We start from the raw sequence: 25794 nt of genomic DNA, 5'->3' as shown, positions 1-25794 counted from the left end.
TTCTTTAGAGTGTATTCAGGTACGAAGAGGCGGTTAGACAACGTGATTACATTGACATTACTCCATCCCGTTCAAGCCACCCCAGTCCAAAGCTGGACCTTTGAGAATGAAAATGTCATCCGTATTGGCCGAGCAGTCGATAATCACGTCGTGCTCTATAGCGCGGTGGTGTCGCGTCACCATGTGGAACTCCGTCGTAATGGCTTGCAATGGGAAGTGGTCAATCTTGGCACCAACGGCACCTATTTGGATGGCAAACGCATTCAGCAGGCAACCTTAATGGATGGCGGCATCCTGCGTTTGGCACGCTCTGGACCCAATATTCAAATTCGCCTCGGTTCTGATCAGCGTCCCGCCACTCCCAATGCCCGCATGGAAACGGTGCCTGAAGGTCGCTTGGTGGATGTTGAGAAGGGCACCTATTCAGGAGAAGAAGAAGCTATCGGTACAGCCGCCGAACCCACGTCCCGTGCTGAAGAAAGCACCCCCACCTCCAGCAGTAGCAGTGTCACCGCCCAAGAGGATGAAGAGGCTGAGTTTGCGGTGACAGGCCAACTGCCAGTTCATTTACTCAGTGAGTGGCGTGCTCCCCCCGACTGCCAGCACAACCATGCCCAAGAGAACGATGTTTTTTGCATTGACTGTGGTGTGCCTCTGCGGGTCTGGAAAACTCTCGGCAACTACCAGATTATTCGTGCCCTTGGTCAAAGCAACATTTATTTGGGCTGGCGCAGTGGCTTAACGGCAGTGATTAAGGGACATAGTCTTGCGGCGTCACGCGACGAAATCCGTGCCTTTCAGCGCCAAGCGCGGCAATTGTGCAAAATCGAACATCCGGTCTTACCCCAGTTTTGGGAAGCCTTTCAGTGCGGTAGCGATTCCTACTTGGTCTCAGAAATGATCTATGGCCAATCCCTAAAAGAGCGGGTTCAGGATCAAGGGCCAATGAACGTGATTGAGGTCAGTCGTTGGCTGATTCCTGTATGTGAATTGCTTGAGGTGCTGCACCAGCAAGACCCCCCTGTGTTGCATTTACACATTCGTCCCTCCAATCTTATTCATCCCTACGTCAAACGGGAAACAACAGAACTCGTGCTCGTGGGCTGGGGGAAAGCATCTGTCTTAACCTCTGAATCTGGAACATTCATTGGTACCGTGGGCTATTCGGCGCCAGAACAGCAGGAGGGAAAACCCGAACCCGCTTCAGATCTATTTGCCTTGGGGGCAACGATGGTGTACTTGCTTACGGGCTATGAACCGGAGACCTATTTCCGCTGGGGCACCCGTGAGTATCGTCTCTATGCCGAGGACATTCCCCATTTGGATCCGCTAATGGTGGATTTAATTAACTGCTTGACCCACCCCGATCCTCGGGAACGCTATCCCAATGCCGCCGAAGTCAAGAAACGCTTGCAGGAAATTGCGACGATTACCCCCGCCGTCTCTTCAAGTGCCTCATAGAACATCAATTTTCACCAAACACTTGCACACTTCCAGAGGGCATCAAGACTAACCGCAGTAAAATTGGGCGATCGCCCCCAAAGGGACTCGCTAGAGGACTCTCCCGCAGTGGAATGGGCGTGCGATCAATAAAGCGAACTGCTGCACCATTGAGGGGTAGAGCTTGAGCAAGGGTGCCATCGGGGTTGAGCACAATGCGGTATTCCAAACTCGTGTCTAAACTAGCCGGCGGACGCCAACGGTCTTGAAAATAGGTTTTCACCTCCCGCAGGGTGGTTGCAGGGACGGGGGTGGTTTCGGCTGGGGGAATGATCATTGGGGCAGGTTCAATACCGGCCGGCGCGCGGTCAGTGGGAACTTGCACTACCACGTTATTTTGATCAGGGGGTTGAGGGGGAGGTGCCTCTTCGGCAACAGGGGGCGGGGGTGGAGCAGGCACGATCGCTGGGGGCGGCATTTCTGGCGGCGCGGGCAGTGGCACAAGGGTAGACGTTTCAGGAGCAGCCGGCGGCGGGCTAGGTAGGGGAGCGAGTTGTGGGGTTTCTGGGGATTCTGGCAATTCTGGCAAAGGGGGTGGAATCACTAGGGGAGGAAAGTTAGGTTCCTCACGGGTGGCCTCAGGGGAAGTGACGACCATCGAAGCGGGAGGTATCAGCCAGCGCTGGGTGACAAGGGTGAAGGCAGCAACCACACCCACGGCCACCGCTGCACTTTTGGCCCAGATTGGGATTTGAGCAACGGTTGATTGGGCGCGCTCCACCAGTTCTGGCAACGGCTCCATGACGGCAGACCAGTCATCAAGAACGGTCACCAAATCGTATAGTTCTGTTAGTTGCAGAAGAATTACCCGCCCATCGGGTAGACGGAGTTCATGTTCGAGGGGCGATCGCGATCGCAGGACAAAGCCCTCTGCGGTGACTTCTGTCGGTGTTTGGTGATGGCTCAGGAAAGCCTCAATATACTCGTTGACCAGCGTTTTTAGTTGATAGAGCTGGCGATCGTTGCCCTCAAAGCAGAGTTTTTCTCCGACAGCCAGTGTAAAGTGGAGCGATCGCACCGGCGCCCGGCGCAGCTTCTGACTGAAGGGCAAAAATTCAGCAGCAACATCCAGTTGGCAGGTGGGTTGAGAGTAGCTGAGGGTGGTACTCATTAGACATCGGAATGGGGAAACAGGGTGGGCAATTCAGGGGCTGGTGCAGGTATTGGTTCAGGTTCCACCAACGATAGCGAAGGGGGCGCGGGAGTAGTGCGTTCTAGCAGGGTGATCCAAAGGCGACGTGCCCCTTGGGGCGTACTGTAAAAGAGCAAATCCACGAGTAAATCTAAGGCCAGTTGTGCCAATTCACTACCATCGCTGCTGTTGTCGGCCATTCGCTCTTGATACAAACTCGTGAAGCGGTCAATGTAATCCCCAAGAATGGGATCTAAGTGGGGCGGGCGACCTTGACTCATCTGCTGTTGCCAGCGTTCAATGGCGGTGCGGATGGTTTGCTGGTGTTGCTGCGCTAAGCGGGTACAGATCAAGGCCAAGGCACGGGCTTCATCCACATCCAATTTACGTCGCCCATTGCGACCCCGCCGCAGGGGACTCGATTGCCGCAGTCGCCATAACCCGACGCGATCGGGCAAATAGGCCTCAAACCCCATGGCTTCTGCCAATGCCAGTACCTCTGCCGAACCCACATGAGCCAAGGCTTCGAGACTCAGCAAAATCAGGTCAATCTGTGCCTTGATGGGCAAGGAAGAGGCCATCGTACCACCTTATGCAGCGGTTAAACCCAACATTGCGCGTAACGTCAGTGCCACAAATGTGAGGAGTCCCACCATGAGGCCAATAAGGGCGATCGCGCTCAGCGGACGCTTAAAAAGAGGCACCAATGGCTCAACGACATTCCACACTACGCCCAATAGAACCGTGACAAAATACCGTTGGTAGCGCAGGACATTTTCCCAAAAGCCATCCATTGATTGATGCTCCTAACTTGGTGACGCCAGTGGGCTTGAAATTGCTTTCATGATACTACTCCAGCGGAGACTCTAGGGAAGCAACACCCTTGGCCTATACCATAGGCACATAACTAGACGGCAGAACAAAGCCCTCCCGACTTGCGACGGCACGGGTCAGTTCTTGGTAGGTGTGTTGCAACTGCTCTAACAAACCTAGAGGAATAAGATGAGCACGCTCAAAGGCAGCAATCAACTCCCGGTAGTACCAGAGAACCCCCTCTCGACCCGCCCGAAAACGCGCCCAAAGATCACCACCAATGTTGCCATAATCTCTGAGAATGCACAGTAGGTTGTGCAATTTATCACTGGCGGAGACCAGTTGAGTGTCGCGATCGGCAGCGGTACCCTGTTGGAGGTGTTTGATATAAGCCAGTTTGCGAGTTGCCCAAGGCAGTTTTGCATCTCCTTCTAGGGTATTGGCCACTGAATCAGAACAGGTGCGAACAATTGCAGCAACGCGATCGCCATAACGCTCACGAATAGCCTCTAGGGTCGGCAGTCCCCCTTGATCTTCAACGGCATCATGGAGCAAGCTGGCGATCGCCACATCCTCATCGGCACCATACTCAAGGGCGATCATTGATACTGCAACCAAGTGGGAAATATAGGGCACATTTGATCCCTTGCGCGTTTGTTCACGATGCAGAACAGCCGCATACTCCAAAGCATCCAGATAACGTAGAGAGGGCATCTGCTTCACCTCAAGCATCTATTGCTATTGTGCGACAGCTCCTTTCTAAAGGTAGAATTACCATGCACTTATCATATTGCAAAGATTTGTTAACAGATTGAATTGCTTATTTTTGTCAACGATAATTTTGTTGAATGTATTCCTAAGCGTGCTCCCTGCATAGCGGCTTTCCATGGCTAATGAAGCAAATACGGAACAGAAAATTATCCTACCGTTACTCAAGCAGTGGGGCTATCAGTCTTCTGAGTATCAAGCCAAACCTCGGATTGGAAATGGCTACCCTGATTTTTTGGTGACCTTAGCGATGGCGGGCGATCGCCCCCTGAACTATCTGATCATTGAGGTCAAAACCCCAGCGCAGTCCCGCCTGACAGGTGGCCAGCAGTTGAGATACTACATGGAAGCAGCTCAGGCTGTTTTTGGCTTACTTACCAATGGCCGAGAATACCACCTTTTGTATCAAAATCCCCTTAGAGAACCACTTCAGCAGGTGACGTGTGCTTCAGGTATCCTCGATAAACAAACCATTCAGAAACTGACTAAAATTTTACACCGCTCCGCAGCCGCTGCTCTAGTGACTGCCTTAACCCAGCAAAGGCTCAAAGTCTATCATTATTTTGAAAAGGCACTTGCAAAGAGTTTTTCTATCTCCTCAACCACTTCTAAGGAGTCACCCATGATCATTACTGTCTTCAATCATAAGGGGGGCGTTGGCAAAACAACGCTAACCCTTAATCTTGGTGCCGCCTTTGCCACGATGGGCAAGCGAGTTCTCCTGATTGATATTGACCCACAGTCTAACTTAACCATTGGCGTCGGCATTAACCCCCTCAAAGATGTAGAAGAGCAAGGCAAGAAGGATATTGCTGACCTATTGCTAGAGCCAAGGGTGGGTCTAGAAGATGTAGTTTATCAAAGAGCTTGGGGGAACCTGCACCTTGACATTGTTCCCGCCCACATTCGCCTAGCTGATAAGGAACCCGCACTCATCAGCACCATTGATATTGATCGGGTATTACAACGAAAACTCAAAAATCATGGCTATGACATTGTGCTGATTGATCCACCACCCGCCTTTGGTAAAGTCAATGCCATTGCTTTGATGGCGTCTGATGGGGTACTGATACCGACGCAGTTTGCCCCCTATCCTATACGGGCAATAGAGTACGTTTTAGCCCGCCTTGAGGCCATGAGGGATGCCATGGAAACTCCGCCTCGACCCCTTGGAATCGCTGTGAGTATGTATAATCGTACAACATCGGCAGCTAACTATGAGATGAAAGAGAAGTTGTCGAATATTCTTGAAAAAGCAGCCAATGGAAGACAGACAGTGCAAATTCTACCCGAATCAACATGGATTGCACACCGAGTTGTGATGTTGCGAGCCACAGAGTCGCAGCAACCGATATTCAGTAGAAAATTTTATGAAGAATTAGATCGATCAGATAAAGAATCCATTGATGATTTAACGAATTCATTTGAAAATTTAGCTCGCTATCTTTCTAGTCAGGCATCATAGAGTATGAGTCACTCCAATCAAATCTCGAAGCACCTCGGTTTACATCCAACACATCAGGGTCAGATTCATATTGATTATCTGACAATCCCAGAGACCTACCCCAAGGACTTATTCTCTGCTTCACCACAACTGATCCGTGAGGACTTGGATAAATATAAAACCAACCTCATCCCCCTCATTATTCGTCCAGTCACCACCCCAGAAGGCGACACAGCGTATGAAGTTGTCTTCGGCAAGGAGGTAGTTGAATTTGCCCGTGAATTGGGTATCAATCAACTATGGGCATCGAGAATTGAGCTTGAAGATGAAGAAGTTCTAACCTTCCAAGAAAGACTTAAATCTATTTTGAAAGTAAATTCAAAGAGAAGCAACTTGGTTGATGGAGCTTCCCAATCATTTATGAAATTATTTAATGAATTTCAAAAGAGCTTAAATGACCAAATTAAGCCGATTATAGATAAACTCGAGAAAATTGCTCAGGAATTGCATGAATTCAAAACAAACGTTGCTGAATTGGAGCAGCGTGTCTCTAAGAAAACAAAATTTAATTCGCCTGTGTCGATCAATCGCTGTAAAAAAGCTGAGAATCTTGCCAAGCGTGTTCTAGGCTTAAAAGTTGAAGAAGCTGAAAAAATCATCCATCAGATTCAAAAAGGTAAAAAATTTAAGTCTGCGGATGAGCTGAAGGCAATTGCGCCATCAGGCCGCTGGGATGAAGTTAGCATCTCATTTGGGTAAAGCTTTCTGGAATACAGCTCTTTGCTAAGATATGGCATAGATAAAAGGGGTGCAACGTCTAGAACAACTATAGCTATTTCGAAAGGGAGTGAGATATTTTCAAGAGGGATAGGCTATACTCAAAGAGTCATGAATGTTACTCAAGAACATGAGCTATAGCTATTCCAATTAAGAATGAGATATTATTCGGCACAATAACTGCAAGTCACTTCATCAATAGAACTGTTTGACCCTGCATACATCCGCGCTCGCTTCAGCGCACTGAAATCGTGCTCAATCACATTCAAATCAGGAGAGTATTTCGGTAAAAATAACACCTCGTGACCCGCCGCTTTGACCACTGCCTGAATTTCTCCTTTCAGGTGAATCGGTGCATGATCCATCCGAGAGTCAAACCCCGTCTCATCGATATACACCGATATACACCACCGTTTCCTCCCCATGGCTCTTTACCCATGTGTCGAGCTACTGTTGATATGCTTGTCACTCTGCCTCACACCGTTCTTGGTAACGCATCTGTTTTTTTTCGGGTATAGCCATAGGTAACAACCAGCAGCTCACTAATCTTACCGCGTTTATGACGATTGGAGTTGATGACACGGCTGGCCTTGAGTTCAATGCAGCGCCAAGATCGATACAGGTGCAGCATCGGTTCAACCCAAGCATTGCTAAGCATGACGTAGCATCCCCGTTGAGCCAACTCATCGACAACGTTGGCTAAGGCAATCTGTTCTGCCTCACCAAAGGGCTGATCGGTGTAACTGGTGAAGCTGGCTGTTTTAGAAAGAGGATAGTAAGGTGGATCAAAGTAGATAAAATCCCCCGCCGTTGCCCAAGTTAAGACCTCTTGAAAATCCGCCACACTCAATGTCACGTTTTGCAGAGCAATGCTTGCTTGGCGCAGAGCTTCTGGATCAAAAATCTGGGGGTTGCGATAACGACCCATGGGAACGTTGAACTGCCCGGCACGATTAACACGATAGAGGCCGTTAAAACAGGTTTTGTTCAGATAGATCAAGCGAGCCGCTCGCGTCAGGGGATCAAGTTGCTGCTGATCTAAGCTACGAATGTGGTAGTAAAAAGCTTCGCTGTGCTGTTGGCGATATGCCGTGAGTTCTTGAATTAAGTCCTCCACGCGATCGCGCACAATTTGGTAGCAATTCATTAGTTCAGGGTTGCGATCGCTCAACCGCGCCTGCTGAAACTGAAACTGCCCTCGCTGGGCTTGGCCAAAAAGATACCAATAGAGCGCTGCACTGCCACAAAACGGCTCAGCATAACAGCGACATTGATGGGGTAAATAGGGCGCCATTTGGCTCAACAATTGCGACTTGCCCCCTGCCCACTTGAGAAATGGCTTCGGGCTGAGGATCGTTGCTGTCCCCACTAGGCTGGTGGAAACAAGATGAACAACAGTCCCTGCTGCCCCACGAGCAATTCCCGTAGGAGCGTGACAATGCCCACCCAGATAATGGGACTAATATCCACTCCCCCAAGGGGCGGCACGACGCGGCGAGTGGGTGCCAGCACAGGCTCTGAAAGCCAGTAAATCACTTTCAATGGCCCTTGGGTGAGGTTGATCTGGGGGTACCACGTGAGGACAATCCGCACCAGAAAAATCAGGGTAAAAATGGCGAGGATGATTCCCAGTACCCCATTGATGACAACAACAGCAGGCATTGGCATTGCTTACACTATCCCAAATCATTATCCCAAAAAATGATCAAGGGCAGCCTTGAGTTCGGCGAGTTCCTGATCAATGCGTCCCTCTTGAGCAGCACGAGTCACACATTCATTCAAATGCTCATCGAGAATCAGCCGTGCCACCCGATCCAAGGCTCCCCGCACTGCGGCAATTTGAATCAGTACCTCTGGGCAAGGCCGACTATCCTGCACCATTGTTTTAATACCACGCACGTGCCCTTCAATGCGCGAGAGTCGATTAACGATCGCCCGCAGCGATTCCTCACTGTGATGATGGGGATGGGAATGCAGAGAAGGGGAAGAATGGGAATGGGATTCAGTGCCCACGGCAAATAGTCCTAAACAATCAGTACAACGATCAAGATATTCAACAGAATATTCAACGCATTAGGAACTAGGGTTTTGTTGCTCCCTGTTGAAAATAATTTCTTAAATTCACTAAGCGTTGGCGATTCATAGCCGCCAGTTGTTGGCGCTGAGCAGGGGTGAGAACTTGCTGGACTTCTAAAGCAGCCGCAAAACGTGTTCGTTGCAGCATCTCCCGTAAGCTCATCACCAAGTCAAATTGTTGTTGGAGTTGAGCCGTGGGGGCACCCGCCACCAGCAGTTTCTCTAGTTGTTCTTCAGCCGTATTCAAAGCCGCCTGTTGTTCCTGCACTTTTTGCTTATACCGTCCGTCGATCGCCTGCATCTGCTGGGCTTGCTGGGGTGTCAGGTTGAGGCGCTCCATCCATTTCGGCAAAGGAGCAGCATGCGCCCCTAAACTGAGCAAAGAAATAACGACTGTGGCATATCCCCAGAGCAATGGCTGGCGTAAAGACATTGATGATTCCTCGCACGGAACGGCAACCAAGGGTTGCACAGCAATTGTAGCAAACTTGCTAGCTGCGCTTAGTTTTGGCCGTGAATGTTACGGCTCTTGCCTAAATTTTCAAGTGGGGGTTTGCCTTGGGCGTCACTCCCGTAACTGTTGCCCCTAGGGAAGTCGTGATAGTATCGGGACACATCCCCCGCAGGACTCAGTGGACGAACCGACGTGACAGAACCAATTTTTTGGTTGGCGGTGTCACTGGTATTAGTGGCCGTATGCTTGGCAGCCGTTCTGGTTGCTGCCATTCCGGCATTTATGGAATTGGCACGGGCGGCGCGCAGTGCGGAAAAGCTCTTTGATACCTTGGGGCGTGAACTGCCACCCACCCTAGAAGCCATTCGCTTGACGGGTCTAGAGATTAGCGATCTCACCGATGACATTAGCCAAGGGGTAGAAAGTGCGGGCAATGTGGTCAAGCAGGTGGATCAAGGGATTGCCGCAGCAAAACGCCAAGTTCAAGAAGCGAAAGTGACCACCCGTAGTGTCTTTGCCGGGGTCAAAGCCGCATGGCAAACGTGGAATCGTCCCAGTCGCAAACCCTCGCGGTTGCCCCCGAGTCAATTGTCACCGCCGCCAGAGCGATCGCCCCAAGAACGCCGTGAGCAGGCCAAGGAAAGCTGAATCATCCCTTGGCGTAGGGTCGCCACTGGCTCAGCCCCTAGCTTGAGTTGATACTCCGTGGCTAAGAGAATCTGCAAACAGGCTTGAAGGGCCGGCAAAGCAACAGCGTTCACTTCTTTTTGCAGGAAATAGACCCGTTTCGGATTGCCCACTTCGGCGAGTTTGGCAATGCGTTGATTGTCGCGCTCATGGCTGAGCAACTTGACCCACAACCACGTGCGAAATTGTTTCGTCAGGGTGGCCAAAAGGCGCAAGGGGGGTTCATTTTGTAGTAGCAAGTCCTCCAGTTGGCTGAGGGCAGTGGCTGTGTCTCCGCGCAGTAGGGTACTGGCAAGGGTGAGGCTACTTTGTTGGGTGGCATGAACAAGGGTGGTGATGTCTTCAGCGCTAAGGGGGCGATCGCCCGCAAACAAGGCCAATTTTTCTAATTCATTGTGGAGTTGGCGGCTGTCATTGCCCACAGCTTCAGCAAGAAGTTGTATTCCTTCTGGGGGCAGGCGGACTTGATAGCGTTGAGCCGCCTCACGGATCTGCTGTTCAATCTCAGCGGTTTTCCAAGCGGCAATCGGACTAAATTCCTGAATGTTGCCATACTGTTGCAGCAGCTTGACGGCTTTACTGCGGCTGTCGGGCTTTTGGCTACTGGTCAGGAGTAAATGACAGTTCGGGGGAATTTGCGGCAGGGTGAGTTCTAAATCTGCGAGTAGTTCCGCACTACAGCGTTGACCCAGCGTCGTATTCACCAGCCACACCAAGCGATCGCCCGCGCCAAAGGGGGGCGTCATCACCTGCGCCAATGCAGCTTGAACGGCCTCAGCATCCTCCCCAGCAAATTTCTCGAAGTTAAAACTTTCCCACAGGGGATCGACCACTTGTTGCCGTAGGTCTTTCACGGCCTGCTCGAGTCGGAATTGATCCTCCCCCCAGTAGAAGTAAACGGGCATGATGCGGAAATTTTCCCTGATCCACTAGGATAAAGACATTGTGGCGGAGAATTTAAGGAAATGTTGCAATCTTGTTCCCGATGGCCATCCCGCCTTTTGGCGCTGGGTACACTGGGGGTAGGGTTAGCAATCGCTCCCCTCTTCTGGCAGCCGGCGGACTCCCAAGAAACGCCCTCCCAAGCCCTCACCATCTTGGCTGATGTGCAGCAGGCGAATGCCGTCACAGGAGTGATCACGGCACGGGGCAATGTGCAACTGCGTTATCCCGCCCGCCAAATTCAGGCCACGGCGGCTCAGGCACAATACTTTAGCCGTGAGGGGCGCATTGTCCTCAGTGGGAATGTGTATGTTTTGCAACAGGGGAACAGTCTGCGGGCTGACACCATCACGTATCTTATTGAGGAAGCAAAATTTGTCGCTCTGCCTGCCCCCAGCCGCCAAGTCGAATCTATTTTAATGATCCCCGATGACCCTAACCAACAAATTCTTACACCTGTGCAGCCCTAACGGGCGGTTTGCGCTACCGACCACGCTTCGCCTAGAGGGGGTATGTAAACGGTATGGCAGTCGTTGGGTGGTGGATCACGTCAGTCTCTCGGTGGCACGGGGAGAAGTGGTGGGTCTGCTGGGACCCAATGGTGCAGGGAAAACGACAACCTTTTACATGGCCACGGGGATTGAACGACCGGACTATGGGCGGGTATGGCTGGATGATGAGGATATTACCCAAGCTCCCTTGCATCAGCGGGCACGGCGGGGCATTGGCTATCTGCCCCAAGAACCGAGTATCTTTCGCCAGTTGACGGTTGCTGAAAATATTCTCTTGGTCTTAGAGGAAACGGGTGTGCCGCGGCGGCAATGGCGCGATCGCTTGGATCAACTCCTAACAGAATTTCGCTTGACCCACATTGCCCATACCCTTGGTCGGCGAGTCTCAGGGGGAGAACGGCGGCGCACCGAATTAGCCCGTGCCTTGGCCGCAGGGACCCAAGGACCCAGTTTTTTACTGCTCGATGAACCCTTTGCGGGCGTGGATCCCATTGCCGTGCATGACCTACAGGACATGATTGCCAAGCTGCGCGATCGCCAAATGGGCATTCTCATTACCGATCACAATGTGCGGGAAACGCTGGAAATTATTGACCGTGCCTACATTTTACGGGAAGGGCAGATTTTAGCCGCAGGGAACAACTGGGAATTGGCACAGGATGCCAAAGTGCGGCAATACTACCTCGGTGAGGATTTTCGTTTCTAGGTATGCTCAGACCACTGCGGCGGATCTGGCTGCCGACTGTCCCCAAGTTAGATCAGTATCTTCTCTCGCTACTGCTACCGGGGTTTGTTTTTGGCGTAACAATCTTTACTACTTTGGCGCTGACCGTCGGCACGATTTTTGATCTAGTGCGACAAATTGCCGATGCTCAACTGCCCCTGACGATTTTGCTGCAATTGATTGGCTATCAACTGCCGACCGTCTTGGTCTTGGTGTTTCCGATGGCCGTGCTGCTTGCGGTTGTGGGGGCGATGAGTCGGCTCTCGGAAGAGGGGGAGTGGATGGCGCTGCGCAGTGTAGGCATTTGTCTGCGCCGTGTCCTCGTCCCTGTGGTGGTTTTTGCGTTGTTTGTGAGTGGGTTGACCCTTGCGCTCAATGAAATCGCCGTACCGATCGCCAAGTATGAATCGCAAAAACTCATGCGGGAGTTGCTACAACAGGAGCGTACCCTCGGCTCAGGCACCGATATTTTCTACCCTGAGTACGATCGCCACGGAGATGTGCGGCGACTGTATTATGGGCATCGCTTTGATGGCAGCCGCATTCAGGGGATTACGGTTTTGGACTTTTCGCAACCGCAGGTGACTCAGGTCATTAGCGCTGAATCTGCTGAGTGGAATGTGCGTGAGAGTCGCTGGTTACTCTCGCAGGGGGTGGCCTATTTGATTAGCCACACGGGGGTCAGCCGTAATCTCTTGCAATTTGACCAACAGGAGATCCGCTTGCCTCGGCCGGCCCAATCTCAACAACTGCGGCTAACAGATGTGGATGAACTCTCGATCACCCAAGCACGCCGTGCGCTGCAACGTCTCGATCCCGATCAAGAGCCAGAACTGGTGCGTGCCCTCAAGGTTCACTTGGCTCAATCCCATGCTCAGCCCTTTTTGGCTGTGGTCTTTGCCCTTTTAGGGGTGGGGTTTGGCCTCAGTCCCTCCCAACGGCGGGGGCGGCAGGGATTTGGCATTAGTGTGGCGGTGGTGTTTGGTCAGTACGTGCTCACGTTTTTTCTTGGGGCGCTGGGGACGATTGGCACACTCTCCCCCCTTGCGGCGGCGTGGTTGCCCCATGGCATTGGCTTGGTGGTGGCGATCGCCCTACTGTGGCGCGCGGATCGCAGCTAGAGCGTTATGATGAAAGAAGTGCTGATTGCTGATCCATGCCGCAAACGTTTGATCTTCACGTTGTTGAGACGCGACCCTTGTTGACGCCTGCGACCCTGCTGGCGGATTTACCGCTGACCGAATCCCAAGCCACCCTTGTGGCCACCACCCGCGATCGCATTCGTGACATTTTCAAGGGGCGCGATCGCCGACTGCTGGTCATTGTGGGGCCTTGTTCAATTCACGATGTCAAGGCGGCCTTGGAATATGGGGAAAAGTTGGCGCGGGTGCGCGATCGCCTGCGGGATAGTCTTGAGATCGTCATGCGGGTTTATTTTGAAAAACCACGCACCTCTGTAGGCTGGAAAGGATTGATCAACGATCCGCACCTGGATGGTAGCTATGACATCAACACTGGGCTACGCCTTGCACGGAAGCTACTGCTGGATTTGGCCAACTTGGGGATGCCCGCCGCGACAGAATTGCTCGATCCAATCATTCCCCAGTACATTGCTGACGTTGTGAGTTGGACGGCCATTGGTGCTCGTACGACGGAAAGCCAAACCCACCGTCAAATGGCGTCGGGTCTCTCGATGCCCGTCGGCTTCAAAAACGGTACCGATGGTCACTTAGATTCGGCAATTAATGCCATGATCGCGGCACAGCAGTCGCACCATTTTCTGGGAATTAATGCTGAAGGCCGTGCCAGTATTGTTGCCACCACTGGGAATCCCGATACCCATCTTGTACTGCGCGGTGGCAAAGAGGGCCCCAACTATTCTGCTGCCCACATTGAAATGGCGGCTGCACTCCTAGAGCGTAAGGGACTCACCCCGCGGCTGATGGTGGATTGTAGCCATGCCAACGCTGCCAAAGATGCCCAGCGCCAAGTGCTAGTGTGTGAAAATCTTGCCCAGCAGGTACAGCAAGGCTCCCGTTATCTGGCGGGTGTCATGATCGAGAGCCATCTCAAGGCGGGTAATCAACCGATTCCCAAGGATCTCTCGCAGTTGGTCTATGGCCAGAGTATTACCGATCCCTGCGTGGACTTTGGGACAACAGTAACGATGCTCGAACAATTGGCTAGTGCTGTCGGGTCACAACTGGTCGCCAGATAAGTGGCTCGCCGATCGCAGCAGGGGAAGCTAGTCCTTTGCCTTTTGGGAAGGGAGATTTAATGAAAAGAACTCTTCCTCATCTTTGAGGATTTGAAAGACCTTATCCATGCTCGTGAGTTCAAAGAGCATCATCATCTGCTTGGGAATATTGCATAGGTAAAGCTGTCCTCCACCTGCACGGACTGTTTTGAGGGCAACAACAAGAGCACCCAAGCCAGAACTGTCAATGAAGGTGACATCACCACAATCCAGCAATAGGGCTTGAGTCCCCCCTTGAACCAGCTCACTAATGGTTTGACGAAATTCCTGAGCTTGGGGGCCACCAAAGACCCCAGACAGCTTAATCACTTCGACAGGGTTGGCCATAACGGGATGATGGAAAGGAGTTCCCCGCTAGTATACAGCCTTTTTTCATAGAGATTCGTAACGGGACAAACCCATCACTGCCCTTGGCTGAGTTCCAGAGATGCGGTGCTCTGTGAAATTTTGTGGAGCGAGCGTAACAAGCCGTAGTAGTCATAGTAGGCTTAACTCTAGCCGTTGAGAAATTTTTAGGACGATAACTCATGGTGCAACGTGGTTCTAAAGTCAAGATTCTCCGCCCTGAATCCTACTGGTACAACGAAGTGGGCACCGTCGCCTCTGTGGATCAAACCCCCGGCGTCAAGTATCCTGTGATTGTGCGCTTCGACAAAGTCAATTACACCGGCTACAGCGGCAGTGCCAGCGGTGTGAACACCAATAACTTTGCGCTGCACGAAGTGCAAGAAGTGGCTCCGCCCAAAAAAGGTAAATAGTTTCTGAGGCTGTGCCGGAATTACCCGAAGTTGAAACGGTACGTCGTGGGCTAGAGGTGGTCACCCTTGGGCAACCCATTGTTGGGGTCGAGGTGCTTCTAGCCCGTTCTATTGCGCTTCCTGAAGAGCCGCAGGCGTTTATTGATCACCTGCGCGATCGCTCCATCCAACAGTGGCACCGGCGGGGCAAGTACCTTTTGGCCGCCCTCAATGACGGCAGTCGCCTCGTGATCCATCTGCGCATGAGTGGCCAGTTGTTGTGGCTGACAACTCCCCAGCCCCCCTGTCCCCATACCCGTGTGCGCTGGTTTTTCGCAACGGGGGCGGAACTTCGCTTTGTGGATCAACGGACGTTTGGTCGCTGTTGGTGGATTCCTGCACACTGCCGCCCAGAAAAGGCGATTCCCGCCCTGGACAGATTGGCACCGGAACCCCTGAGTGAGGCCTTTACAGTTTGGTTCTTGGCGGAGCGGTTGGTGCATTATCGTCGCGCGGTGAAAACGGCGCTCTTGGATCAAACCGTTGTTGCCGGCATGGGGAATATCTATGCCGATGAAAGTCTTTTCTTGAGTGGTCTGCACCCCGCTCTACCCACCTACACCCTAGCGATTGAGCAGATCGCTCACCTCCATCAGGTCATTCGCCAAGTGCTGAGGGAAGCGATTGCAGCGGGTGGTACCACAATTCGTAGCTTTGTCACTCCGGCGGGGGTGAATGGTCGCTATGGGGGCCAAGCATGGGTCTATGGTCGTAAGGGGGAACCCTGCCGCGTCTGTGGCACAACGATTGAACGGCTACGCTTGGCAGGACGCTCCAGTCACTATTGCCCTCGCTGTCAGCCACTCTCTTCGGCAATGGGCAAATAAAGGGTGAGAATTTCTCCCGCTTGGCGATCGCGCCGTTGAATCACCTTGGCACCAACTGCTTCGATTAAGAGTTTTGCCGCCTGAAAGTTGAGACTGAGTTGCCCGGTCGCGGGATGCCACAGGAGCAGGTGCCCCAAGGCGGCCAGATCGCTGCGGTGTTTGTACTGGGGCGATCGCAATTCTAGCTTCACGTGCTGCCCTGCCCGCTGCACCACCAATTGCAGTTCACTCTCTGGGGCAAGGGTCTGGCTATAGTATTCCACTAACCCGGTCAAGACCTGATCTAAAGACGTTGGATCACTGAGAACAAGGGGTAAATTGGGCGGATACTCGAGAACCAATTTGACTTGACGACGGGCCGCCTGTTTTTGCCAGCGAGCCAAGTTGGTCGTGAAGAGTTCCGTCAAGTGGGTCTGCCCAAAGGCAAGGGGGGGTTTGGGGCTAGGACTGGTGAAGATTTCGGCGGCATCACTCAGGAGATTAAAGCGGGTGATTTGATCCTGAATCTCTTGACCAATCTTTTGCAGATACTGGTACGTGCGCTGGGGTAAATTCTCTTGCTGTTGTAGCAATTGGATAAAGGTATTGATGGTGGTAAGGGGAGTGCGCACCTCGTGGGAGAGGGCTTGAAGCAGGCTAATGTCCGCAGCCATGGGGGTAGAAGTTACAGTCAGGGGCGGGGTCGCCGGTTGACTATAGTCCAGCAGCCATTGACCAAACTGACTCACCAAACGATAGCTGGGGGGCACCATCTCGACGCTGGCCAGCCACTGATCAATGGGGTGGAGATCGGCCAAGGGAAGTTGCTGCCGCAATTGCTGCCAAAAGGCGTGAATTTCTTCAGGAGCAAAGGAAAAGTGCAGTCCGCGCTCCCCTTGATAGATCAGCAAAAGATTGACCTCTGGACTCAGCAGTAGGCAAAAGGGACTCATCCCCTCTTGAACTGCGGGCAGAAGGGTCATTGCCGGCAAAGCAGGATTGGCGTCTGTGGGGGGCAGGTAGGGCAGCGATCGCCCTTGGGGCATGAGAACATAAGTTTTTAGGGGACAATCTTGAAGAATCAGGCTGGGGAAGCAGACTAAAAAGCCCTCAATGGGATGCATCACTGCCAATAATCTTTCTAAGGCAGCAACCCCCGCTTGCCACTGCCAAAAGCGATCGCCGGCACGGGTATCATACCGATCAATGGTGGAATGCGAGCGTCCCATAGCAGCCGATGCAACGTCCCCAACTGCCTTGACCATAGCCCCAACGTTTCCGATTCGCCTAGGGGTAAAACCGAACTTAGGCGGGGATGATGCCGTACAGATCGTAAATATCAGCAGCGGTGATTTCTACGGGGACAATCGTGCCCAAGGTGGCGGCTCCCTTGACATAAACCACGCCATCGACATCCGGGGCAAAGCGGGGCGATCGCCCAATCAGTTCCCCAGTTTGCGGGTTTTCCTGCTCAATGAGCACAGGCACAGTTTTGCCCACTTCAGCGGCATTTTTGCGCTGGGCAATGGGTTGTTGCAGTTGCATCAGGCGATCGCGCCGCGCCATTTTGATGTCCTCTGGAATCTGATCGGGCAGATCATAGGCGGCAGTGCCTTCCTCAGCGGAGTAGGTAAACACCCCCACATGGTCAAATTCATGGCGCAGCACAAACTGGCAAAGATGCTCAAACTGGCTCTCGGTTTCCCCCGGAAAACCGACAATAAAGGTCGTGCGCATCACTGCTTCGGGTAGATCCTGCCGCAGTCGCTCAATCAGGCGATCGTTCACCCCCGCTTGCCAAGGCCGATTCATCGCCCGCAGAACCTCAGGATGGGAATGTTGCAACGGCAAATCAAGATAGGGCAAGATGTTGGGGGTTTCCCGCATCGCTGCAATCACCTCAGGCGTCAGCCCCGTGGGATAGGCGTAGTGCAAGCGAATCCAAGGCACATCCACGTCGCCAAGGGCGCGAATCAGGGCTGCCAGTTGGGGTTGGCCATAACGATCTAGGCCGTAGTTGGTCGTAATTTGGGAAACAATGATGATTTCTTGGACGCCCTCAGCGGCTAACTGCTGGGCTTCGCTGACAATGGATTCAATGGAGCGCGATCGCTGGTTGCCCCGCAGATGGGGAATGATACAAAAGGCACAGCGATAGTCACAGCCCTCAGCAATCCGCAGATAGGCCACCGGTTCTGGTGTGGTGCGGTAGCGAGGAACAGTTTCATCGGCAATGTAGGTGGGCACGGCACTAATTTGCTGCACCCGCTCACCCGTTTCTACCCGCTCAATCACCTCAACAATGTGCTGGTAATCACCACTGCCAACGACGGCCACCGCCTCAGGAAGCGCCGCCAAGAGTTCCCCTTGAAAGTGCTGCGCCAAACAGCCTGTGATCACAATTTTCTTATTGGCTTCTGCCAGTTCCACCAGTGTGCGCACCGACTCTTCACGGGCGGCTTGAATAAAGCTACAGGTATTGACAATGACGTAGTCAGCTTCGGTTTCATCGGTACCCACCCCATAGCCCGCTGCCGCAAGGAGACCAATCATGTGCTCCGTATCTACGCGGTTCTTATCACAGCCAAGGTGGGCAAAGGCAATCTTCGGTTTGGTTGGGTTTGGCATCTAAACGGGTCAGCAGCATCTAACAGTAGGGGGTAATATCTTCACCACACTCGTCAGCCAAATAGGTGAGCGAGCGGAAGCGCAACCCCACTAATTGATCATAAAGGGGATTGAGTTTGCAGAGGGGGGGAATATGGACAATCTTGCGGCCAAAGAGGGTAATGTCGCGCTCAAAGGGGCATTGGGGGGGAATCAGGCGGCAGAGGAAGCGAGCCACCTTGGCATCTTTGACCTCTAAACCATCGAGCCAATGGCGCACGGGATCCAAGAGGCGCAGGGTTTGTTCATTGCTGTCGTGCTGACCATCAAGGGTATGTTTCAGGGACTCCAGGGCATCAATTTCCACTCCCAAGGCGTTGCAGAAGCGTTGCAGTTCAGCATCCTCCGATTGGGAGTAAATGCCATTGGCAAGCGCCACCATCACGGCTGTGCGCAGGAAATTCTCGGCAAGGGCGCGATCGCCACCAAAGGTAGCCACCAGTTCTTCATTGGTGACTGGGGCAAAATGTTCAAGATCAATTTCTGGGGCAATTTCCTCGCGAATCAGGCTGGCAATCAGTTGCTTCTCTTCGGGATCAAAATGACCATCGGCGCCGGCAATGCTCAAGAGACCCTTAATCCAAATGGCCGTTTGTTCCGGTGTCAGTTCAAGGGTAGATGCTGCGGTGGTTGCCATAGAGATTGCCCCAAGATTGCTGCTCACTACGACTGTACTCTAGGTCTGGGTCTTTCGTGCCATCCTGAAGGACCGATAAAATCCTTGCTACAATTAACGAAGTTTTGTTAAGCAGTGTGTCACGTCCTTGACTGTTTCGCTGTTGCCCTCCACCTGCTCAACCCCTTGGTATGCCCTTGATCCCATTTGGCAGGGGGATGCGGCGGCGATCGCCCAAGGATTGCCCCATGATCTTTTAGCGCCGGCGTGGCAAATCCTGATTCTCGGAGATGGCTCCCCCACCCGCCACTTGCAACTGCTGACGGGCGAAACCACGGAAGTGGATGTGATTGATATGTCCGCCATCGGTCATGCCAGCGATCGCGCCCCGGCCCAACTGCAACTGATTCCCGGCCCTCGGCTGCGGCGTCAAGTGTGGTTACGCACCGCTTCAGGTCAACGTTTGGCCTATGCCACCTCCTGGTGGGAAGCCGCCCATGTGGATGAGTATTTGCAAAATCGTGCCATGCCGATTTGGACAAACCTCGCCCAGCGCAAGGTGGAGCTTTATCGCGATATTCAGGCGGTGTATCTCGGGCACTCTGAAACCTTGGCGGCAGCCTTTGGCGAAGCGGGGCCTTTTTGGGGACGCCATTACCTCTTTTGGCACGATCGCCGTCCGATTACGCTGATTTATGAAGTCTTTTCCCCCTATCTTTGCCGGTACCTTGGTCCGATGGGAAGTACGGCCTATTTGGCAAAATGAAGCTCACACTTTGTGAACTGCGTAAGAATCCCCCGAATCTATTCGGCGGGAGTGTCAAAAGCAACGATAAACCTTCACCGTTTGAGTGAACCACTCGCGCTGTTCAGCCGTTGGATTGCTGCGCCTTAAACCCCACCTGCGACGCGAGGATGGGGGAGTGCAGGCTAAACTTGTTCAATCCATTGACCACAAACCCGCAGGTGGTAGCCCCCTGGCAGTGTTGAAGTTTGGCTGCCATTGCCTGCCGCGATCAGGAGACGCACCGCTTCAATGACGCTAAAATCTACACCCCGTTTCAGGTGCTGATGGAGAAATCGCTGGATCAAGCGACGTTGCAGCGCAAGGGGCAATTCCCGTAGGCGCAGCCGATCCAAGGCAGGGGGATGCTCGCGGATCACGGTGGGGGCAAGCCGATCCACCTCAGCCTCGAAATAGGCGCGATCGCTGGCCAGCAGTTCAGCCGTTTGGGCAAGCACCTCTTCCAGATTCGGATTAAAGTGCTGTTGGAGATAGGGAATTAACTCCAAACGCAGCCGATTGCGGCGATAGTTGAGATGGTGGTTCGTTTCATCCTGCCAGACGGCTAATCCGTAGGTTTGGCAAAAAGCAGCCGTTTCCGCTCGCGTCATCCCTAGGAGCGGGCGTACCAACTGAATCGCACCCAAAGCACGGCTGGGTAAGAGGGTGGCTAGACCATCGGGGCTGGTGCCGCGCAATAGATGCAGTAGGAGACTTTCGGCGCGATCGCTCTGGGTGTGGGCTGTCACCACATGGGTGCAATCCAACGCCTTGGCTACGGTCTCAAAGACTTGGTAGCGCCATGAACGGGCTGCGGCTTCAGTTTTCGGCATCGGCGGCGCCCTCACCACTTCACAGGGCAGGTGCCATTGCTGCGCTAGCGCTTGGACAAAATGTGCATTGGCCGCGCTATCTGCACGCCAGCAGTGATCACAGTGGACAGCCACCAAAAACCACTGCCAGTGGGGCTGTAGATCCAGTAGCAGGCGCGTTAAACAGACGGAGTCTTGCCCGCCCGATAGAGCAATGAGGATGCGTGACCCCACAGGGAGCCATTGCTGAGTTTTTAAGGTGGTATGCAGGCGGGCGTGGTAGATGCCCCACACTTGCAATAACCCGCTAGAAGAACCAACCGTAGGAGTGTAGGCCTTTCCCCAGGAGGTTCACCCCTAAATAACAGACCCAGACCACCCCAAAACCAACGGTAGCGAGAATCGCGGGCTTGCGTCCCTGCCAATCGCGGGTAATGCGGGCATGGAGATAAGCGGCATACACCAGCCAGACAATCAGTGCCCAAGTTTCTTTGGGATCCCAACTCCAAGGCGCTCCCCAAGCCTCATTTGCCCAGACCGCACCAGAGATAATCCCAATGGTCAGCAGCGGAAAGCCCAGACCAATCATGCGGTAGCTCAAGTTATCGAGGGTCTCAGCCAAGGTGAGGCGTTGCAAACTCAATTGTAGGGTGGGTTGGGTGAGTACCGTGGTACCGCCGCCCCCAGTCGAGGATTCTAAGGAAGGTTCGGGCGTGCGACTGCGGAAGCTGCCTGTGCCCACGGAGCTGCCCTTGAGGCTGACGGGTTTGCCCCATGTGACCACAAGAAAGGCGATCGCCAGTAGTGACCCCACCATCAAGGTGGCATAGCTGAGCATCATCACACTGACGTGCATCATTAACCAGTTGGACTTCAAAGCAGGCACTAGAGGTGCTGACTGTTGCATTTCCGAAGGGAGTGAGAGGGCCGCAAAAGCCGTAATTCCCATGGCAACGGGTGCGGTAACAACCCCCACAAGGCGCTGGCCACTGATGGACTCGGCGACAAAGTGCATGGCTGTCAAACCCCAGCACAGGAAAAAGAGGGATTCGTAGAGATTGCTGATGGGAAAGTAGCCCCCCTCAATCCAACGCGCCGCCAGCAGGCCCGTAATACAGAGATTGGCGATCGCCATCCCCGTGCGACCCGCCGCCGTGAGAACAGGCCATTGGGGAAACGCTGCCCCACACCAGTAGAGCAACATGGTGATCAAAAGCACCGCAAAGGCCGTATTATCGAGCCAACCTTCTAGGGTTAGTAAATCCATAGGTTTTTTTTTCGCCAGCCTGCTACTCTTTTGTATTGTACTGTCCGAACCGCGCTTTTCTGGGATAGTTGCGCGTGTTCCATGCCTATGCAAAGGCTGTACCACAATTTCAGCCTGAATCCCTATAATCAGGGGTGAAGAATCATCGTGTTCAATTGTGCTGCTGCTGGAGCGAGAACCCCATGAACGAGCTACGGGCTGCGCTGGAATTGGCAACGGAGGAGGAGTTGCAAGACCTAACAGAAATTCTGTTTCGTCGTCGGCTCAACCCCTTGGACTATCTAACAACGCCGGATCCCATTGCCGTCCAAGCGCAGGATCGCCAAGCATGGCTCGATGACATTGAGGAGCGGTTTCGCTTTTTGGCGGCAGATGGTCTGACGGTACTCAAGGGTAAAGCGCAGCAAATCAGCTATCGGCAAACATTGATGCGGGTCTGTCGCTATCTGAAAATCAAGTTTTCCCCCAGTTGGACAGTGCCACAACTAGAAATGGAAATCTTCTTAAATGTGTTGCAGCGGATGTGGAAAAAGCTGGGGGATGAGGATCGCAAGGTCTTGGCTGCCCAAATCCAAGATAGCTTGCCCGAACTGCGCAACGGCCACCCCATTTCTATGGAAACTGTACGCCTGATCCTAGAGGGCGGCGCAGCGATCGCCATTAGTTCCGTTGTCCGCTCAATGGTGGTGCAGCAGGTGGCACGGCAGTTTGCGATTCATTTCGCGGGCTATAAGCTCTCAATTACCCCCTTGGTGTCCCGAGGAGCAGCGATGGGAGCCGCTCGGTTTGCGGTGGGGCGTAGTGTCTTGGCCTTTGCCAGTACCGCCCTATGGGTCTGGTTTATTGCTGACTTGGGTTGGCGCGCCATTTCCACCAACTATGCGCGCATTATTCCCACCATTTTTGCGATCGCCCAAATTCGTCTTTTGCGGGGTGAGCACACCTCTGAGTGGGCAATGGCCTAGAGCGTCATGACTCGCTCTTGATCCAGTGTCAGCAGTTGCCGCAGTTGGTCGAGGTTGAGTTCGGTTAGCCAGTGTTCGCCGCTGCCAACAATCATTTCCGCGAGGGCTTTTTTCTGTTCGATTTGCTCGTGGATCTTCTCTTCGAGGGTGCCGGTGCAGACAAATTTATGGATTTGGACATTGCGGGCTTGGCCAATGCGGAAGGCGCGATCGCTGGCCTGATTTTCAACGGCAGGGTTCCACCAGCGATCGTAGTGAAAGACATGATTGGCACGGGTGAGATTGAGGCCCACGCCCCCCGCTTTTAGGGAAAGAATAAAGACCGTGGGTGCCTCAGGATCGTGCTGAAAGCGTTCCACCATCAATTCCCGCTGGGCTTTGGGAGTGCGTCCTGACAGGAAAAAGATCTCCTGCTGTAGCGCCTTTTCGAGATAGGTTTTCAGGTGGGTGCCAAATTCGGCAAATTGGGTAAAGACAAGGGCGCGATCGCCCACTTCCTGAAGCTCTTGCAGCATTTCGATGAGGCGTTGCAATTTACCCGAGCGATCGGGGGCATAGTCTTCCTGCTTGAGATACTGGGCGGGATGGTTACAGATTTGCTTCAGCTTGGTCAGCGTAGCCAAGATATTGCCCCGCCGCTGGATACCTTCACTATTTTCAATGGCCGCAAGGGAGTCTTCCACCACCGCAGTGTAAAGCTGCATCTGCTCTAGGGTGAGACCGCAATAGACCAGCATCTCCTGTTTTTCGGGCAGGTCTTGGATAATGCTGCGGTCAGTTTTCAGGCGGCGCAGAATGAAGGGCTGAACATAGGTACGCAGGGCGTTGAGGGAGGTGGTGTCGCCATAGCGTTCAATGGGACGGACATAGCGGTGCTGAAAGTAGGTGCGATGGCCCAAGTACCCCGGATGCAGAAAGTCCATAATCGACCAGAGTTCAAGGAGCCGATTTTCTAGGGGGGTTCCCGTCAGGGCAATGCGAAACTGGGCGGGGAGTTCCCGTGCGGCTTGGGACTGCTGGGTGTTGGCATTTTTGATGTTTTGGGCTTCATCGAGGACCAGATGCTGCCATGACACTTGTTGCAAGGTGGTGCGATCGCGCTGCAAGAGGGCATAACTGGTGAGAATCAGATCGTGGGTTTCAACTTTTTTCAGAAATGCCTTGCCCTTGGGGCGATCGCTCCCATGGTGGACATAGGGACGCAATGTCGGTGCAAATTTTTGGCACTCCCGTAGCCAGTTGCCCAGTACCGAGGTAGGACAGATCAATAGGGTCGGTCGGTAGGCACGTCCTGCTTCCTTGAGGTGGAGCAAAAAGGCCAACAGTTGAATTGTTTTCCCTAAGCCCATATCATCGGCCAAGCAAGCCCCCAACCGCCAGCGTTCCAAGAAACTTAGCCACGCTACCCCCCGTGCTTGGTAGGGACGCAGTTCACCACAAAATTCCTGCGGTGTCGGCACTGGATCAAGGGTTTGTTTGCCTGTGAGGCCATCGAGTAGTGCCTGAAGGGCATCATTGGCGTCTAAACCCAGAATCGGTAACTTGGCTACCGTCACCGTATCCCCGGTGGCAATGCGCAGCGTATCCGCAAGGGAAAGTTGGGTCTTTTGGGGAGACTGGAGAAACTCTTGAGCGGCCTTGACCTCTTGGGGACGCAGCAGCACCCACTCACCATTGAGATAAACAAGGGGAGACTCTTGGCGGCGCAGTTGCTCAAAATCCGCTTCCGAGAGGGGATGCTGCCCCAACTGTAATTGCCACTGAAACTGCATCAAGCTCTCAATACTCAAGCCGCTGGTGGCCGTGGGCGGCAATGTGGCAATCATCCTCAGACCCAAACGATGCTGGGTGCTGTTGCGGCGCAAACTGGGTGGCAAAATAATCGCAACCCCCTGCTGCTCAAGGGGCGGAATGGCACTTTGCAAGAAGGCATAAACTTCCGTGGTTTGCAGCGTCAGACCCACAGGGGAGGGTTCTTGGAGACTGCGATCGAGGGGACGATAAATCCGTGAAGCCAAGCCGAGTCCCCGCAGCAGGGTTTCTTGGGGCTGCCAGAGCACTTGCCCGTGATAGAGGAGGGACTCTTGCGTACATTGCCAAATCTCTGCCGCCGCCAGCATCGTTTCCGTTTCGCCCTCAGTTTGTAAGCCAAAGGCCAAGCGCCAGTCACCCTCAGCCGTATCTGGGGGCACCAATTGCAGTGCCAGTCGCCATTGGGGGCGCAGATCCAACTGCTCGCGGTAGGGTTCTTGCCAACGCTGGAGCCGTTCCACAAAAGAAGGCGGCAGTTCCGTTGCTTGCCCTGTTTTTAGGAAAGTCAGCCAGTGACTATGCTCCTTGGCCAAGCCCACTTTGGGTAAGTCTAGGGCGGCAAGGGCAGTGTGGAGATAACCCTGCAAGGTGTGGTGCAGAAAATCCGCCAATAGATCGGTGGCATGGGGCGGAAACCGCAGAGCCGTGGCATCCCCTTGATAACAGCGACACAGATGGGGCATCCGTTGGCTAAATTGGCGAAAGCGATCGCGATCGCCGCCGTGGGTGAGCAGAATCCGCCAGCCCTCTGGTGTCGGCAAGTATTGACCACGCACAATTAAATCCAGCAACCAGCGACTCACGTGGAACCAATAGCGCAGATCATCGCCAATGCCGCCACTGTCTTGGCCGTGAAGACTCAGTTGATGCAGTTGCTCTAAAACTTCTGAGGCAGGAATTGACCCGCCCGGCACCTGCCAGAGAAATAGCGGTTCCCCCTTGACTTCTGCTAGGGGGGGTGGCACCAGTTCATTGCCCTGCACTTGCGCGGGTAAAGCCGCATAGGTAAAACTGGGACTCGCCTTAACAAGGGACAGCTTCAGAGGAGCCGCATAGGGATAAGCAGGCACCATCGTTGACGCCCAAGGCGTGGTTGCCTGAGCCAGCGATCGCCATTCTTCTGCCCAAAGAAAAAATTGTGGCGTTGGCGTTGCCAGCCACGTCCCATGTAAAACAGCCATG

At 53.4% G+C, this 25794-nt stretch carries 28 protein-coding genes and 1 pseudogene; 12 read left to right on the top strand and 17 right to left on the bottom strand.

Translation table 11 applies throughout. The features are described from left to right. Positions 1-42: 42 nt before the first annotated feature. Positions 43-1461 carry a protein kinase domain-containing protein gene (locus KV190_RS05695; RefSeq protein WP_460194973.1) on the top strand — a complete coding sequence of 473 codons (1419 nt, stop codon included), beginning with the start codon at positions 43-45 and terminating at the stop codon, positions 1459-1461. Positions 1462-1465: 4 nt separating this feature from the next. Here the strand turns inward: KV190_RS05695 and KV190_RS05690 are convergent, their stop codons facing one another. The 4 genes from KV190_RS05690 to KV190_RS05675 all read right to left on the bottom strand — a co-directional run bounded on the left by KV190_RS05690 (position 1466) and on the right by KV190_RS05675 (position 4159). Next, a complete protein-coding gene (locus KV190_RS05690; protein WP_460194972.1) occupies positions 1466-2611 on the bottom strand; it encodes a DUF4335 domain-containing protein in 1146 nt (381 codons plus the stop codon). Beyond that, positions 2611-3213, bottom strand: a complete 603-nt coding sequence (locus KV190_RS05685) for a DUF3038 domain-containing protein (protein ID WP_460194971.1) — start codon at positions 3211-3213, stop codon at positions 2611-2613. Before KV190_RS05685 ends, KV190_RS05690 begins: the two co-directional genes overlap by 1 nt. A gap of 9 nt (positions 3214-3222) precedes the next feature. Then, positions 3223-3426 carry a DUF751 family protein gene (locus tag KV190_RS05680; RefSeq protein WP_297048631.1) on the bottom strand — a complete coding sequence of 68 codons (204 nt, stop codon included), beginning with the start codon at positions 3424-3426 and terminating at the stop codon, positions 3223-3225. A gap of 94 nt (positions 3427-3520) precedes the next feature. After that, positions 3521-4159, bottom strand: coding sequence for an HD domain-containing protein (locus KV190_RS05675; RefSeq protein ID WP_460194970.1), 639 nt, complete (start codon positions 4157-4159; stop codon positions 3521-3523). 304 nt (positions 4160-4463) lie between these two features. Here KV190_RS05675 and KV190_RS05670 point away from each other — a divergent pair, with 304 nt between their 5' ends. Together KV190_RS05670 and KV190_RS05665 are read left to right on the top strand one after the other, a co-directional pair. Next, a complete protein-coding gene (locus tag KV190_RS05670) occupies positions 4464-5678 on the top strand; it encodes an AAA family ATPase (protein ID WP_460194969.1) in 1215 nt (404 codons plus the stop codon). Between the two features lie 3 nt (positions 5679-5681). Continuing rightward, positions 5682-6416 carry a hypothetical protein gene (locus tag KV190_RS05665; protein WP_460194968.1) on the top strand — a complete coding sequence of 245 codons (735 nt, stop codon included), beginning with the start codon at positions 5682-5684 and terminating at the stop codon, positions 6414-6416. Between the two features lie 182 nt (positions 6417-6598). On the opposite strand, the pseudogene KV190_RS05660 reads toward KV190_RS05665, so the two are convergent. The 5 genes and pseudogenes from KV190_RS05660 to KV190_RS05640 all read right to left on the bottom strand — a co-directional run. Continuing rightward, positions 6599-6799, bottom strand: a pseudogene (locus KV190_RS05660) (transposase); the annotation flags it as partial. A 110-nt stretch (positions 6800-6909) separates the two neighbouring features. Beyond that, positions 6910-7803, bottom strand: coding sequence for a DNA adenine methylase (locus tag KV190_RS05655; RefSeq protein ID WP_460194967.1), 894 nt, complete (start codon positions 7801-7803; stop codon positions 6910-6912). Then, complete coding sequence (locus tag KV190_RS05650) at positions 7803-8096, bottom strand: YggT family protein (protein WP_460194966.1); 294 nt, start codon at positions 8094-8096, stop codon at positions 7803-7805. The genes KV190_RS05655 and KV190_RS05650 overlap by 1 nt, the downstream gene beginning before the upstream one ends. 27 nt (positions 8097-8123) lie before the next feature. After that, entirely contained in the window at positions 8124-8447 is a 324-nt protein-coding gene (locus tag KV190_RS05645) for a metal-sensing transcriptional repressor (protein ID WP_149820521.1), read from the bottom strand. 67 nt (positions 8448-8514) lie between these two features. Beyond that, on the bottom strand, positions 8515-8943 hold the full coding sequence (locus KV190_RS05640; protein WP_460194965.1) for a Spy/CpxP family protein refolding chaperone: 429 nt from the start codon (positions 8941-8943) through the stop codon (positions 8515-8517). A gap of 213 nt (positions 8944-9156) precedes the next feature. On the opposite strand from KV190_RS05640, the gene KV190_RS05635 reads away from it, so the two are divergent. Next, entirely contained in the window at positions 9157-9612 is a 456-nt protein-coding gene (locus KV190_RS05635; RefSeq protein WP_206200953.1) for a hypothetical protein, read from the top strand. Here KV190_RS05635 and holA read toward each other — a convergent pair. After that, positions 9549-10556, bottom strand: coding sequence for a DNA polymerase III subunit delta (holA, locus tag KV190_RS05630; RefSeq protein WP_460194964.1), 1008 nt, complete (start codon positions 10554-10556; stop codon positions 9549-9551). The two genes, KV190_RS05635 and holA, sit on opposite strands and share 64 nt — an antisense overlap. Before the next feature lie 60 nt (positions 10557-10616). Between holA and KV190_RS05625 the strand changes: the two genes are divergently transcribed. The 4 genes from KV190_RS05625 to KV190_RS05610 are packed head-to-tail and all read left to right on the top strand — an operon-like array spanning position 10617 to position 14047. After that, positions 10617-11063, top strand: coding sequence for an LptA/OstA family protein (locus KV190_RS05625; RefSeq protein ID WP_250683195.1), 447 nt, complete (start codon positions 10617-10619; stop codon positions 11061-11063). Then, entirely contained in the window at positions 11023-11811 is a 789-nt protein-coding gene (lptB, locus tag KV190_RS05620) for an LPS export ABC transporter ATP-binding protein (RefSeq protein WP_460194963.1), read from the top strand. The genes KV190_RS05625 and lptB overlap by 41 nt, the downstream gene beginning before the upstream one ends. A gap of 2 nt (positions 11812-11813) precedes the next feature. Continuing rightward, positions 11814-12950, top strand: a complete 1137-nt coding sequence (locus KV190_RS05615) for an LptF/LptG family permease (RefSeq protein ID WP_460194962.1) — start codon at positions 11814-11816, stop codon at positions 12948-12950. A gap of 35 nt (positions 12951-12985) precedes the next feature. Continuing rightward, complete coding sequence (locus KV190_RS05610) at positions 12986-14047, top strand: 3-deoxy-7-phosphoheptulonate synthase (protein ID WP_460194961.1); 1062 nt, start codon at positions 12986-12988, stop codon at positions 14045-14047. 27 nt (positions 14048-14074) lie between these two features. Here KV190_RS05610 and KV190_RS05605 read toward each other — a convergent pair whose 3' ends face one another. Further along, positions 14075-14413 carry an STAS domain-containing protein gene (locus KV190_RS05605; protein WP_460194960.1) on the bottom strand — a complete coding sequence of 113 codons (339 nt, stop codon included), beginning with the start codon at positions 14411-14413 and terminating at the stop codon, positions 14075-14077. 200 nt (positions 14414-14613) lie between these two features. Between KV190_RS05605 and KV190_RS05600 the strand changes: the two genes are divergently transcribed. Together KV190_RS05600 and KV190_RS05595 are read left to right on the top strand one after the other, a co-directional pair. Continuing rightward, a complete protein-coding gene (locus tag KV190_RS05600) occupies positions 14614-14844 on the top strand; it encodes a photosystem I reaction center subunit IV (protein WP_011057407.1) in 231 nt (76 codons plus the stop codon). Positions 14845-14855: 11 nt separating this feature from the next. Next, the gene (locus KV190_RS05595) at positions 14856-15710 is read left to right on the top strand and encodes a DNA-formamidopyrimidine glycosylase (protein WP_460194959.1); all 855 of its coding nucleotides are present in this window, start codon (positions 14856-14858) and stop codon (positions 15708-15710) included. Here KV190_RS05595 and KV190_RS05590 read toward each other — a convergent pair. The 3 genes from KV190_RS05590 to KV190_RS05580 all read right to left on the bottom strand — a co-directional run bounded on the left by KV190_RS05590 (position 15680) and on the right by KV190_RS05580 (position 18993). Continuing rightward, positions 15680-16918, bottom strand: a complete 1239-nt coding sequence (locus tag KV190_RS05590) for a sensor histidine kinase (RefSeq protein WP_460194958.1) — start codon at positions 16916-16918, stop codon at positions 15680-15682. The two genes, KV190_RS05595 and KV190_RS05590, sit on opposite strands and share 31 nt — an antisense overlap. Before the next feature lie 76 nt (positions 16919-16994). Next, a complete protein-coding gene (rimO, locus tag KV190_RS05585) occupies positions 16995-18317 on the bottom strand; it encodes a 30S ribosomal protein S12 methylthiotransferase RimO (protein WP_460194957.1) in 1323 nt (440 codons plus the stop codon). 19 nt (positions 18318-18336) lie between these two features. Continuing rightward, positions 18337-18993 (bottom strand): Mo-dependent nitrogenase C-terminal domain-containing protein, encoded by a 657-nt coding sequence (locus KV190_RS05580; protein WP_460194956.1) that lies wholly within the window; start codon positions 18991-18993, stop codon positions 18337-18339. Positions 18994-19120: 127 nt separating this feature from the next. On the opposite strand from KV190_RS05580, the gene KV190_RS05575 reads away from it, so the two are divergent. Beyond that, on the top strand, positions 19121-19738 hold the full coding sequence (locus KV190_RS05575; protein WP_460194955.1) for a chorismate lyase: 618 nt from the start codon (positions 19121-19123) through the stop codon (positions 19736-19738). Positions 19739-19902: 164 nt separating this feature from the next. Here the strand turns inward: KV190_RS05575 and tilS are convergent, their stop codons facing one another. Both tilS and ccsB read right to left on the bottom strand, forming a co-directional pair. Beyond that, complete coding sequence (tilS, locus tag KV190_RS05570) at positions 19903-20862, bottom strand: tRNA lysidine(34) synthetase TilS (RefSeq protein ID WP_460194954.1); 960 nt, start codon at positions 20860-20862, stop codon at positions 19903-19905. Between the two features lie 13 nt (positions 20863-20875). Further along, positions 20876-21835, bottom strand: a complete 960-nt coding sequence (gene ccsB, locus KV190_RS05565; RefSeq protein ID WP_460194953.1) for a c-type cytochrome biogenesis protein CcsB — start codon at positions 21833-21835, stop codon at positions 20876-20878. Positions 21836-22017: 182 nt separating this feature from the next. Here ccsB and KV190_RS05560 point away from each other — a divergent pair, with 182 nt between their 5' ends. Next, positions 22018-22800: a YaaW family protein gene (locus KV190_RS05560; protein ID WP_460194952.1), complete on the top strand. Its 783-nt coding sequence runs from the start codon at positions 22018-22020 to the stop codon at positions 22798-22800. Here KV190_RS05560 and KV190_RS05555 read toward each other — a convergent pair. Then, on the bottom strand, positions 22797-25793 hold the full coding sequence (locus KV190_RS05555; RefSeq protein WP_460194951.1) for a DEAD/DEAH box helicase: 2997 nt from the start codon (positions 25791-25793) through the stop codon (positions 22797-22799). The genes KV190_RS05560 and KV190_RS05555 overlap by 4 nt on opposite strands. Between the last annotated feature and the right edge of the window lies 1 nt (position 25794).

It is taken from the genome of Thermosynechococcus sp. FA-CM-4201 (assembly GCF_054689355.1).
This window is presented reverse-complemented; position numbering and strand designations above follow the sequence as displayed.

What these genes read in the sequence shown, in the direction of transcription:
- KV190_RS05690 (WP_460194972.1), bottom strand. Translation starts at nt 2,611, where the DNA reads ATGAGTACCACCCTCAGCTACTCTCAACCCACCTGCCAACTGGATGTT.
- KV190_RS05685 (WP_460194971.1), bottom strand. Translation starts at nt 3,213, where the DNA reads ATGGCCTCTTCCTTGCCCATCAAGGCACAGATTGACCTGATTTTGCTG.
- KV190_RS05680 (WP_297048631.1), bottom strand. Translation starts at nt 3,426, where the DNA reads ATGGATGGCTTTTGGGAAAATGTCCTGCGCTACCAACGGTATTTTGTC.
- KV190_RS05675 (WP_460194970.1), bottom strand. Translation starts at nt 4,159, where the DNA reads ATGCCCTCTCTACGTTATCTGGATGCTTTGGAGTATGCGGCTGTTCTG.
- KV190_RS05670 (WP_460194969.1), top strand. Translation starts at nt 4,464, where the DNA reads ATGGCGGGCGATCGCCCCCTGAACTATCTGATCATTGAGGTCAAAACC.
- KV190_RS05665 (WP_460194968.1), top strand. Translation starts at nt 5,682, where the DNA reads ATGAGTCACTCCAATCAAATCTCGAAGCACCTCGGTTTACATCCAACA.
- KV190_RS05650 (WP_460194966.1), bottom strand. Translation starts at nt 8,096, where the DNA reads ATGCCTGCTGTTGTTGTCATCAATGGGGTACTGGGAATCATCCTCGCC.
- KV190_RS05640 (WP_460194965.1), bottom strand. Translation starts at nt 8,943, where the DNA reads ATGTCTTTACGCCAGCCATTGCTCTGGGGATATGCCACAGTCGTTATT.
- holA (WP_460194964.1), bottom strand. Translation starts at nt 10,556, where the DNA reads ATGCCCGTTTACTTCTACTGGGGGGAGGATCAATTCCGACTCGAGCAG.
- KV190_RS05625 (WP_250683195.1), top strand. Translation starts at nt 10,617, where the DNA reads ATGTTGCAATCTTGTTCCCGATGGCCATCCCGCCTTTTGGCGCTGGGT.
- lptB (WP_460194963.1), top strand. Translation starts at nt 11,023, where the DNA reads ATGACCCTAACCAACAAATTCTTACACCTGTGCAGCCCTAACGGGCGG.
- KV190_RS05615 (WP_460194962.1), top strand. Translation starts at nt 11,814, where the DNA reads ATGCTCAGACCACTGCGGCGGATCTGGCTGCCGACTGTCCCCAAGTTA.
- KV190_RS05610 (WP_460194961.1), top strand. Translation starts at nt 12,986, where the DNA reads ATGCCGCAAACGTTTGATCTTCACGTTGTTGAGACGCGACCCTTGTTG.
- KV190_RS05605 (WP_460194960.1), bottom strand. Translation starts at nt 14,413, where the DNA reads ATGGCCAACCCTGTCGAAGTGATTAAGCTGTCTGGGGTCTTTGGTGGC.
- KV190_RS05600 (WP_011057407.1), top strand. Translation starts at nt 14,614, where the DNA reads ATGGTGCAACGTGGTTCTAAAGTCAAGATTCTCCGCCCTGAATCCTAC.
- KV190_RS05590 (WP_460194958.1), bottom strand. Translation starts at nt 16,918, where the DNA reads ATGGGACGCTCGCATTCCACCATTGATCGGTATGATACCCGTGCCGGC.
- rimO (WP_460194957.1), bottom strand. Translation starts at nt 18,317, where the DNA reads ATGCCAAACCCAACCAAACCGAAGATTGCCTTTGCCCACCTTGGCTGT.
- KV190_RS05580 (WP_460194956.1), bottom strand. Translation starts at nt 18,993, where the DNA reads ATGGCAACCACCGCAGCATCTACCCTTGAACTGACACCGGAACAAACG.
- ccsB (WP_460194953.1), bottom strand. Translation starts at nt 21,835, where the DNA reads ATGGATTTACTAACCCTAGAAGGTTGGCTCGATAATACGGCCTTTGCG.
- KV190_RS05560 (WP_460194952.1), top strand. Translation starts at nt 22,018, where the DNA reads ATGAACGAGCTACGGGCTGCGCTGGAATTGGCAACGGAGGAGGAGTTG.
- KV190_RS05555 (WP_460194951.1), bottom strand. Translation starts at nt 25,793, where the DNA reads ATGGCTGTTTTACATGGGACGTGGCTGGCAACGCCAACGCCACAATTT.